General features: G+C 68.1%; 9 protein-coding genes. 2 read left to right on the plus strand and 7 right to left on the minus strand.

The features are described 5' to 3' along the window. Window positions 1–16: 16 nt before the first annotated feature. The 7 genes from pdeM to KY389_RS01155 all read right to left on the minus strand — a co-directional run bounded on the left by pdeM (window position 17) and on the right by KY389_RS01155 (window position 8600). Window positions 17–688, minus strand: coding sequence for a ligase-associated DNA damage response endonuclease PdeM (pdeM, locus tag KY389_RS01125; RefSeq protein WP_219828885.1), 672 nt, complete (start codon window positions 686–688; stop codon window positions 17–19). Further along, on the minus strand, window positions 685–3060 hold the full coding sequence (locus tag KY389_RS01130) for a ligase-associated DNA damage response DEXH box helicase (protein ID WP_219828886.1): 2376 nt from the start codon (window positions 3058–3060) through the stop codon (window positions 685–687). The genes pdeM and KY389_RS01130 overlap by 4 nt, the downstream gene beginning before the upstream one ends. Then, the gene (locus KY389_RS01135; protein WP_219828887.1) at window positions 3057–4607 is read right to left on the minus strand and encodes a cisplatin damage response ATP-dependent DNA ligase; all 1551 of its coding nucleotides are present in this window, start codon (window positions 4605–4607) and stop codon (window positions 3057–3059) included. The genes KY389_RS01130 and KY389_RS01135 overlap by 4 nt, the downstream gene beginning before the upstream one ends. Beyond that, complete coding sequence (locus tag KY389_RS01140; RefSeq protein ID WP_219828888.1) at window positions 4604–5596, minus strand: ligase-associated DNA damage response exonuclease; 993 nt, start codon at window positions 5594–5596, stop codon at window positions 4604–4606. The genes KY389_RS01135 and KY389_RS01140 overlap by 4 nt, the downstream gene beginning before the upstream one ends. A gap of 60 nt (window positions 5597–5656) precedes the next feature. Then, entirely contained in the window at window positions 5657–6547 is an 891-nt protein-coding gene (locus KY389_RS01145) for a DMT family transporter (RefSeq protein ID WP_219828889.1), read from the minus strand. Window positions 6548–6669: 122 nt separating this feature from the next. Next, window positions 6670–6969, minus strand: coding sequence for an HU family DNA-binding protein (locus tag KY389_RS01150; RefSeq protein ID WP_219828890.1), 300 nt, complete (start codon window positions 6967–6969; stop codon window positions 6670–6672). Window positions 6970–7115: 146 nt separating this feature from the next. After that, window positions 7116–8600: an AMP nucleosidase gene (locus KY389_RS01155; RefSeq protein WP_425517131.1), complete on the minus strand. Its 1485-nt coding sequence runs from the start codon at window positions 8598–8600 to the stop codon at window positions 7116–7118. Window positions 8601–8694: 94 nt separating this feature from the next. Between KY389_RS01155 and KY389_RS01160 the strand changes: the two genes are divergently transcribed. After that, window positions 8695–9552, plus strand: coding sequence for an SDR family oxidoreductase (locus tag KY389_RS01160; RefSeq protein ID WP_219829017.1), 858 nt, complete (start codon window positions 8695–8697; stop codon window positions 9550–9552). 49 nt (window positions 9553–9601) lie between these two features. Further along, entirely contained in the window at window positions 9602–10825 is a 1224-nt protein-coding gene (locus tag KY389_RS01165) for a UbiH/UbiF/VisC/COQ6 family ubiquinone biosynthesis hydroxylase (RefSeq protein WP_219828891.1), read from the plus strand. Window positions 10826–11072 lie beyond the last annotated feature (247 nt).

Genomic DNA, 11072 nt, shown 5'->3' on the forward strand with positions numbered 1-11072 from the left:
GTGGGGTCGGCCTTTTTCACGCCTTGCGCCTGTGGGAGTTGCGGCCCACGGGCACGGCAAGGGCACGCGCTGCGCAGACAATGGCCAGCCCCTCGGGGACCAGCGCGGCCAGGGCACGGTCTGTGACCTCGAGCCCGCCCGTATAGGTGCCGAAGGCCGGCAGGATCAGGTGGTCGCGCCCCACCAGAAAACAGCGCCGCCGCTGGCCCGCCAGGCGGATACAGGGATGGAAATGCCCCGAAATGTCAGGACCATGGCCTGGCAGGGCCTCGTGCCGCAGGGTCAGGCCGTCGCGGACCTGATCCAGGTTTTCGCCGGGCAGGCGCGGGCAGATCCGGCCCGGATCGTGATTGCCCGCCACCCAGATCCAGCGCCGCCCCGCGGCCATGGCGACCAGGCGGACGCAGTTGTCGTCATTCAGCCCGCGCCCCGCCGCGTCATCGTCGAAGCCGTCGCCCAGGCTGACCACGGTGCGTGGATCGGTGGCCGCGATCTCGGCTTCAAGGCGGTCCAGCGTGGCGCGGGTTTCATACGGAGGCAGCAGCGCGCCCCCGCGCCGCGCCATGCGCTCGGACTTGCCCAGATGCAGGTCAGCCAGGATCAGCCAGCGCCGCGCGGGCCAATAGAGCGCCCCGGACGGGCGCGCAAACAGCCTCTGTCCGCCGAAGTCGAAACCGTAATCCGTCATGTCAAGCCTGCCTCTGCCATCAGGGCCGCCGCCTCGGCTTCGGCCAGCCTTTCGCGACCCTGCCCGGCGATCGGCACCCGGCCGACCTCCAGCAGCAGGGGCGCCGCCAAGGGCGAGACCCTGTCCAGCATACGGTGATCGCGGCCGGGCGACCGGGCCAGCATCTCCTCGATCCGGTCGAAATCCACAAGGCCCCGCCGCGCCTCGTCGGCGGTGATCCGCAGCAGCAGATGATCGGGATCGTATTTCCGAAGCGTGTCATAGAGGATGTCGCTGGAGAAGGTCGCCTGCTTGCCGGTCTTGCGCTGGCCGGGCAGGTTCCGCTGGATCAGGCCCGCGACAATGGCCACGTTGCGGAAACTGCGCTTCATCACCGCATTGCCCGCCAGCCACTCGCCCAGCCCCTCGCGCAGGCCGACCGGGTCCAGCAGGGGCGCGGGATCGGTGACCGGGTCCAGAGACCAGATCAACAGCGCATAATCGGTGGCCAGAAAGCCCAGGGGGCCAAGCCCGGCATCTTCCATCAGCCGGGTCATCAACAGGCCAAGCGTCTGCAGCGCGTTCCGCCCGGCAAAGCCATAGAGCACGAATTGCCAGCGGCCCCGATGGGGAAAGGTCTCGCTGACCAGCACACCCGCGCGCGGCAGGGCGCTGACGCGCGCCTGTAACGCCAGCCAGTCGCGACAGGTCTGGGGCAGCGCGGCATGGGCGTCAGGATCGCCGATCAGCGCCTGCACCCGTCGCGACAACTGCGTCGATGTCGCCAGTTTCAGCCCCGAGAACACCGCGATGCGCGGCTCTTTCGAAGGCTGTTTCGTCACTTCGACGACCATATCGCGCAGGCCGTCATAGCGCACGGTCTGGCCGCCGATCAGGAAGGTGTCACCCGGCAGGAGGGTCGCGGCAAAGCTTTCCTCGACCTCGCCCAAAGGCGCGCCACCCCGCCCCCGAAGCCGGACCTTGAGCATCCCGGCCTCGATGATGGTGCCGATATTCATGCGGATGTCGCGCGCCGCGCGCGGATCGCGCAGCCGCCACAGCCCGTCGCGCTGCATCAGCCGCTGCCAGCGGTCATAAGCCCGCAGCGCATAGCCGCCCGTGGCCGCGAAATCCAGGCAGGCGTCGAAATCCGCGCGGCTGAGTCCGGCATAGGGCCCCGAGCGCGTGACCTCGGCGTAAAGCGCATCCGCATCGAAGGGCCCCGCGCAGGCGGTCAGCAGGATATGCTGGCAGAGCACATCCAGCGGCCCCGGTCCGCGCGGATCGCCGTCAAGGTCGCGTTCGGCCACAGCCTGGAGGGCCGCGACACATTCCACGACCTCGAACCGGTTGGCGGGCACGATCCGGGCCCGGCTGGGAGCGTTGTAGCGATGATTCGCCCGCCCGATCCGCTGGACCAGCCGCTTGACGTTGCGCGGTGCGCCGACCTGGATGACCAGATCGACCGCGCCCCAGTCGATGCCCAGGTCCAGCGACCCCGTCGCCACCACGGCGCGCAGCGCGCCGGCGGCCATCGCGGCCTCGACCCGTTCGCGCGCCTCGCGCGAGAGGCTGCCGTGATGCAAGCCGATCGGCAGGTTCTGGTCGTTCGCCGCCCAGAGCGCGTGAAAGAACAGCTCGGCCTGTGCGCGGGTGTTGATGAAGATGATCGTCGTCGTCGCCTCGGCCACGGCCTTCAGCACGTCGGGAATGGCGTAATGCCCGCCCGCGCCGGACCAGGGCGGCGGCTTGGCCGTGTCCAGCATGGCGATGTCGGGATCGGGGCCGGGATCGGCATGGATCACCTGCGCGCCCCCCATGAATCGGGCCAGCGCGGCGGGATCCTCGACCGTGGCCGAAAGGCCGGTGACGACCAGATGCGGCGCAAGGCTCCGCAATCGGGCCAGCGCCAGCATCAGCTGATCGCCCCGCCGGCTTTCGGCCAGAGCGTGCAATTCGTCCAGCACGACGCGCCTGAGCCCGCCAAAGATCAGGGGCGCCTGTTCGTAGGACAGCATCAGCGCCAGCGATTCCGGCGTGGTCAGCAGGATGTCGGGCGGATCGACGCGTTGGCGGGCGCGCTGCGCGGGGCGGGTGTCGCCAGTGCGGTCCTCGATGCGGATCTGAAGACCCAGATCAGCCACGGGCCGCGCCAGATTGCGCGCGATATCCGCCGTCAGGGCCTTGAGGGGCGAAACATAGAGCGTGTGCATCCCCCGATGCGGCACGGTCAGATCGACCAGCGAGGGCAGAAAGCCTGCCAGCGTCTTGCCGCCCCCGGTCGGCGCGATCAGCAGGCTGTCGCCGGTGGCCTCAAGCAGCGCAAGCTGATGCGGGTGGGGCTGCCAGCCCTGACGCACGAACCAGTCCTGAAAGGCGGGGGGCAGGGTCACGGGATCAGCGCCCTCAGGCTGTCCAGCCGGTCGGCCTCGGCTGCGGGCTTGTCCCACCGGATGCGATTGATGCGGGGAAAACGCATGGCCAGGCCCGATTTGTGACGCGCCGAAGCGTTCAGGCCCTCGAACGCTATTTCCAGCACCAGCCGAGGCGCGACCGCGCGGACCGGGCCGAAGCGGTCCACCGTGTTCTGGCGCACGAAGCGGTCAAGCTGGCGCAATTCCTCATCGGTGAAGCCGAAATAGGCCTTGCCGACCGGCACCAGATCGGGCCCATCCCACAGCCCAAAGGTGAAATCGCTGTAGAACCCCGAGCGCTTGCCATGGCCGCGCTGTGCGTAGAGCATGACCGCATCCACCACCATCGGATCACGCTTCCACTTGAACCACGGCCCGCGCGGGCGACCGCCGACATAGGTCGAGTCGCGGCGCTTGATCATCACGCCCTCGATCACCGGGTCGGGAGGATTGGCCCGCAAGGCGGCCAGATCGTCCCACGTGCTGAAGGGCAGCAGCGGCGAAAGGTCGATCCGGTCGCTGCCGAAATCGGCATCCTCCAGCAGCGCGCGGCGGTCCTGCAAGGGCCGGTCGCGCAGGTCGGCGCCCTGCCAGATCATCGCATCATAGACGCGCAGCGCGGCAGGGTGGCTGTCCAGCAGGGCGCGGGTGACGGTCTTGCGGTTCAGACGCTGTTGCAGGTCGCCGAAACTGCCCAGAGCGCCAACGCGGCGGACCAGCAGTTCCCCGTCCAGCGCGCCGTCGAAATTCAGCGCCTCCAGCAGGTCGGGGAAGGCTTGACCCAGATCCTCGCCCGTGCGGGAATAGAGCCTGCGCGTCCCGCCGTCATTGATCGCCTGGACCCGGATTCCGTCCCATTTCCACTCGGCGACATGGTCGGCTGGGTCCAGCGCGCGAAGTTGGTCCAGATCGACGGGCGTGGACAGCATGACCGGACGGAAGGGCGCGCGGGCGGCCTGTTCCGGGCGCTCGCCCCCCGCGATCCAGTCGAAAAGCGGCTGATAGGGGGGGGTCAGGCCGTGCCAGATTTCCTCGATATCCCTGACCTCGGGCGCGCCCATCTCGGCCAGTGCCATCCGGGCCATCCGCGCCGAAAGACCCACGCGCATGTTGCCCGTAGCCAGCTTCAGGAAGGCCAGGCGCTGCGATGGCCCCAGCCGGTCCAGCATCGCCGCGATGGCGCCGGGCAGCGCCGCCCGGCCCGTATCGCGCAGGACCGCAACCGCCTGGTGCAGCGGAACGTCCTCGTCGCCATCACCCTGCCAGAGCAGCGCAATCGTCTCGGCCAGATCACCCACGAAATCGTAGGACAGCGCGAAAAGCTGCGCGTCGATCCGGTCGGCCATCAGCCCGCGCAACAGGCCCGGCGTCACCGCGCGCAGCTTCAGATCGCCGGTCAGCGCCGCCAGCGCATAGCCGCGATCCGGGTCGGGCGTCTGTTCCAGGTAATGCCGCAGCAATCGCAGCTTGGCATTACGCGCCGCCGTGAAGGCGAGCCGCTCCAGAAGACGCGCAAAGGCTCTCATTCCGGCTCGTCCTCGTAGCCGACCAGGCGCAGGGGGCGGGCGGTGCGGCCCTCGATCTCGCACCAGCGCAACAGCCCGTCCTCGGTGCCGTGGGTGATCCAGACCTCTGCGGGGTTCAGTTCGCGGATGGTCTGCGTGACCTGCGGCCAATCCACATGGTCGCTGATGACCAGCGGCAGTTCCACACCGCGCTGGCGGGCGCGGGCGCGCACCGCCATCCAGCCCGAGGCAAAGCCGATCACCGGGTCGCGGAAACGCTGCACCCAGGCACTGGCAAAAGCCGATGGCGGGGCGATGACCAACTGCGCATCCACGCGGTCGGCCGTCGCCGGGACCAGGGGGCCAAGGTCGATGCCCTGTTCCACGTGGAACCGGCAGAGCCGCTCAAGCGCGCCGTGAATGGCGATAGGCCCGTCGATCCCGGCCTGACGTGCCAGCGCGATGACGCGCTGCGCCTTGCCAAGCGCATAGGCGCCGATCAGATGCGGGCGCTCGGGAAATTCGGCCATGCTGGCGCGCAGGCGGGCCATTTCGGACAGCGGATCGGGATGGCGAAAGACAGGCAGGCCGAAGGTCGCCTCGGTCACGAAGATGTCGCAGGGCACGGGCTCGTAGGGCGCGCAGATCGGGTTCGGGGCGCGGCAGTAATCGCCCGAAACGACAATCTTCGGACCGCGGTCGGGCATGACCGCGATCTGGGCCGAGCCAAGGATATGCCCCGCGGGGTGAAAGCTGACGCTGACACCGTCGATGCGGATGACGCCCTGGGCGACCTGGCGGCTGCCGGTAAAATCCGCACCATAGCGGATTGCCATGATGTCCAACGTCTGAGCGGTGGCCAGAACGGCGCCATGGCCCGCGCGAGCGTGGTCGCCATGCCCATGCGTGATCAGCGCGCGCGGCACCGGGCGCACCGGGTCGATATGGAAATCGCCGGGCGGGCAGTAAAGCCCGGCCTCGGTCGGGTGCAGGATCTGATCGGCGCGCATGGATGCAAGATGGCAAGCATTTTCGCGAAATCAACGCGACATCGGCGCCCGCGTTCCGCCTCAGCTGGGCAGAGGCCGCTTGACCGGTTGCGCCTTGGACAATTGCACCATCAGGATGCCCGCCATGATGATCGCCACACCCAGCACGTCGCCCGCGCCAAGCGCCTCACCCAGAAACAGCGCCGCGATGGCGACCCCGAAGAACGGCGTCAGAAAGTGGAAGGTCGCGGCGCGGACCGCGCCGATGCGGCCGACCAGCAGGAACCAGATCCAGGTGGCCAGCAGCCCCGGCGCGATGACGGTGTAAAGAAATGCCCAGACCAGGCGCGGCGACCAGTTGACCTGCCATGTCTCGAAGAAGGGCGCGATCATGCCAAGCGTGACGGACCCGACCAGCATCTGCAGGCCCACGATCATCATCACGTTGCCGCCCGAACTGGCGCCCCGCACGGTCAGCGTGGCCACGGCCAGCGCCAGGGCGGCGCCGAAGCACATCAGAATACCCGCCAGGTTGCTGCCGCCATCCAGCCGCGCGCCCATGATGATGGCCACGCCCAGCACGCCCAGAGCCAGCCCGACAATCCCCATCGGACGCAGCCTCTCGCCCAGCAGTGCCCAGCCAAGCGCGCCCACCATCAGCGGCATCGTCGCCGCGATGATCGAGGCCAGCCCCGCCTCGATCCACTGCATGGCCACCCAATTGAGGCCAAGGTAAAGCGCATTCTGGCACAGGCCCAGGACGATCACCGCCCGCCATTGCCGCGCGTTCAGACCGCGCCAGGTCTGACCCATGGCCAGCGCGATCAGGATGCCGATGCCGCCCGACAGGGCGAAACGCAGCGACAGCGCCATCAGGGGCGGCGCATCCGTCACGATCATCCGCGTCGAGGTGAAGGCCGAAGCCCAGATAATGGCAAAGCCCAGACCCATCAGGATCGCGCGAATGTCCATGAACCGGCCCCTCTTGCACATGCTGCAACAAGGGCTAGCAGAGCGTCACGGCCTCGTGAAGTCACAAAGCAAAAGGGCCGCGCCCTGTGGCACGACCCCAGTCTTCAGCGCGTGGCTGTGGATCAGCTATTCACGCTGTCCTTCAGAGCCTTGGCGATGGTCACGCGCACCTGCTTGTCGGCGGGCTTGGTCATCATTTCCTGGGTCTGCGGATTGCGGACCTGACGCTCGGGACGGGCGCGGCAGGCGATCTTGCCGATGCCGGGCAGGGTCACGGCACCACCGGCCGACACTTCGCGGGTCACGACGGCGACCAGCGCGTCCAGCGCGGCGGCGGCCGATTTCTTGTCCGAGCCCATTTCCTCGGCCAGGGTTGCGACCAGCTGGGTCTTGGTCATCGGTTTGGCAGAAGCCGTAGCCATGTTTCTGTCTCCTCTTGCCCTGTTCCACCGGGCCACAATTAGCGCCTTTCGCGGCATATCGTCTGCTACACACGGTTTTTCCGGGCAGATCAAGCGTTTTTCGCCCGATGCGCGAAAACCGGCGTCTTGTCGTCGTCACCACACCCTCAGAGGAACGCCGTTTCACTGAAGGACCGCAATTTGCGCGAGTGAATCCGCTCCAGTGGCATGTCACGCAGCTTCTCCATCGCCCGGATGCCGATCAGCAGGTGGCTGGCGACCTGGGTGCGGTAGAAATCGGTCGCCATGCCTGGCAGCTTCAGCTCGCCATGCAGCGGCTTGTCGCTGACGCAGAGAAGCGTCCCGTAAGGCACGCGAAAGCGAAAGCCGTTGGCCGCAATGGTCGCGCTTTCCATGTCCAGCGCGACCGCGCGAGACAGCGACAGCCGGTGAACCGGGCCGGACTGGTCGCGCAATTCCCAGTTACGGTTGTCGATCGTGGCCACGGTTCCGGTCCGCATGATGCGCTTCAGCTCGTAGCCTTCCAGCTGCGTGACCTCGGCTACGGCTTCCTGCAGGGCCACCTGCACCTCGGCCAGGGCGGGGATGGGCACCCAGACCGGCAGATCGTCGTCCAGAACGTGATCCTCGCGCAGATAGGCATGGGCCAGCACGAAGTCGCCCAGGCTCTGGCTGTTGCGCAACCCCGCGCAATGGCCGACCATCAGCCAGGCATGGGGGCGCAGCACCGCGATGTGGTCGGTCGCGGTCTTGGCGTTGGACGGACCCACCCCGATATTGACCAGCGTGATCCCCTGCCCGTTCGGTCGTGTCAGGTGATAGGCTGGCATCTGCGGCATCTTGGGCAGCACCGCAATGGGCGCGTCCGGGTCGGTGATGCACTGATTGCCCGGCGCAACGAAGCCCGTATAGCCCAGCGCCGGATCGGCCAGCGCGCGGCGGGCATAGGCTTCGAACTCGTCCACATAGAACTGGTAGTTGGTGAACAGGACAAAGTTCTGGAAATGCTCGGGCAGGGTCGCCGTGTAATGCGCAAGCCGCGCCAGCGAATAATCGATGCGCTGTGCGGTGAAGGCCGCCAGATGCTGGCTGCCATCAGGCATGGGGCCTGCGACGCCGTTCACGATGTCGTCGTTGACCGTGTTCAAATCCGGCACATCGAACACGTCGCGCAGGCTGAAATCCAGCACGCCCTCTTGCGGGACGGCCAGATCGGTCTGGGCGGCCACGGCGAAATGGACCGGGATCGGCGTGTCGCTGGCGCCGATGGTCACCGGAACGCCGTGATTGCGGATCAGCAGCGAAAGCTGCTCGGTCAGGTAATTGCCGAACAGGTCCGGCCGGGTGATCGTCGCCACATAGCTGCCGGGGCCCACCACGTGGCCAAAGGACAGGCGGCTGTCGATCTTGGCGTGGTTTGGCACGGTCAGCCGCACCTCGGGGTAATAGGCGCGATAGCGGGCGCGAGGCTTCTGTCCACCCAGGACAGCGGTGAAATGCTGCACCAGGAACCCCGTGGCCTGATCGTAAAGCGCGCGCAGCCGCGCGACCGCCTCTTGCGGATCGGTGAAAGAGGCTCTGGGCAGCGGCTCGGGGGTCTCGACCGGCAGGAAACGGGTGTTCATCGTCATCGGGCTGTCCTTGTTCATCGCGCAAAACTGCCAGCAGCCGGGCGGTCAGGCAAGGCGTCTGGCGCAGCGCGGCGTGCCGGGTTACGGTCCCGTCATGGAAATGCTGGTATTCGGACATGGTTATTCGGCGGCCGCGCTGACACCCCTGCTGATATCGCAGGGCTGGCGCGTCACCGGCACGACGCGCAGCGATCCGGCTCGCGTGGCGGCCAGCGGCGCAGAGCCACTGCTCTGGCCGGGTCAAGAGGACGCGCTGCGCGCGACGCTGGCGCGGGCCGATGCGGTGCTGATCTCGGCCGCACCGGGGCCACAGGGCGACCCGGTTCTGGCCGAGTTCGCCGACGATCTGGCCCGCGCGCGGCTGCGCTGGCTGGGCTATCTGTCCACCACCGGCGTTTATGGCGACCGTCAGGGCGGTTGGGTCGATGAGGACAGCGTTCTGGACGGGTCAGGCCCGCGCGGTCAGGCCCGCATCCGCGCCGAGGCCGCGTGGCAAGCCTTGGCGCGCGATCATGACTTGCCCCTGCACATCTTCCGGCTGGCGGGGATCTATGGCCCCGGTCGCGGCCCCTTCGAAAAGGTCAGGGCCGGCACCGCGCGCCGGATCGTCAAGCCCGGTCAGGTCTTTTCGCGCATCCATGTCGAGGATATCGCGCAGGTGCTTCTGGCCTCGATCAACGCGCCGCAGCCGGGGGGCATCTACAATGTCTGCGACGACGACCCCGCCCCGCCGCAGGACGTGATCGAACATGCCGCGCGCCTGCTGGGCCTGCCCGTCCCGCCAACGGTCGATTTCGACGAGGCCGCGCCCCTGATGTCGCCCATGGCGCGGTCCTTCTACGCCGACAGCAAGCGGGTGCGGAACGACCGGATCAAGCGCGATCTGGGCGTGCGCCTGCGTTACCCCGATTACCGCAGCGGCCTTGCCGCGCTGCTGGAAGCCGAGGGATGAGGCCCGCCGCCGCATTGCCATTGCCGCCGCCCCGTGACTAGATCGCGCCATGAGACATGATTTCGACGTGGTGATTGCCGGGGGCGGGCTGAACGGCCCGACGCTGGCGCTGGCGCTGGCCGGGGCCGGGCTGTCGGTCGCCGTGGTCGATCCGCGCCGCGTCGATGACCGGGCGGGCGACACGTTCGACGGTCGTGCCTATGCGCTGGCGCTGGCCTCGGTCCGGCTGCTTTCGGCCTTGTCGCTATGGCCCGGGCTGGCAGGCGAAAGCCAGCCGATCCGGCAGGTCAAGGCCTCGCAGGGCCATCCCGGAGAAGGCGCCGCGCCCTTCTTCCTGCATTTCGACAGCGCCGAGATCGAGGAAGGCCCCGTCGGCCACATGCTCGAGGACCGCTTTCTCTATCGCGCGCTGATCGGCGCGATGGAGGGTCGCGTCACCCATCTGCCGGGCCTTGCCGTGACCGCGCAGGATCCGGGACCGCACGGCATCACGGTCACGCTGTCGGACGGGCGCCAGATCGCCGCGCGCCTTCTGGTGGGCGCGGACGGGCGCGGATCGGGTGTCGCCGCGCGGGCCGGCATCAGGCGGCAGGGCTGGGATTACGGCCAGACCGCGCTGGTCGCGGTGGTCGATCACGACCTGCCCCATCACGGGATCGCGCATCAGTATTTCATGACGACCGGACCGCTGGCGATCCTGCCCCTGCCCGGCAATCGCAGCAGCGTCGTCTGGTCCGAGACGCGCACCAATGCAGCCGCCATCGCCGCGCTAAAGGATGACGCCTTCCTGTCGGTGCTGCGGCCCCGCTTTGGCGATTTCCTCGGACCGATTGCGCTGGCCGGGCCGCGTTTCGCCTATCCGCTCAGCCTGTCCCTGGCCGAATGCTATATCGCACCGCGTGTTGCGCTGATCGGCGATGCGGCGCATGGGGTGCATCCGATCGCCGGGCAGGGGCTGAACCTGGGCCTGCGTGACGTGGCGGCTTTGGCCGAAGTGGTGGTCAAGGCGGCGCGACGGGGCGAGGATATCGGCAGTCCGCTGGTGCTGGAGCGCTACCAGGGCTGGCGGCGGCCCGACGCCACGGCGATGGCTCTGGGCATGGACACCGTGAATCGGCTTTTCGCGACCGGCAATCCCGTCATCTCGGCGCTGCGCGGGGCGGGGATGGGGCTGGTCAGCGCCCTACCCGGCCTGAGACGCGGTTTCATGCGGCAGGCGGCAGGCCTTTCGATCCACCCGATGCCGCAGCTTCTTGAGGGGCGCCCGCTCTAGGCCGTTCCCGCCTGTGTTCTTCACGCCACGGGCTTGCACGCCGCAAGAGGGAAGAATCCACTGGTGATCGCGTCGGCCCAAGCCCCGATCGCGATCTGGCCGCCCAGGCTGGGCGGGGCAGTTCGCTGGCGGGATATTGACGACCCAACGGCCGGGCCAGATCACCCGCTGGCCTGTCTCTGGTCAAGAGGTCTCCAGGGTGGCCGCCTGCCCCCTCTTGGCCTGCGGCCAATTCACCCCCCGGGGA

Source organism: Paracoccus bogoriensis, from assembly GCF_019431455.1.
Taxonomy (GTDB): domain Bacteria; phylum Pseudomonadota; class Alphaproteobacteria; order Rhodobacterales; family Rhodobacteraceae; genus Paracoccus; species Paracoccus bogoriensis.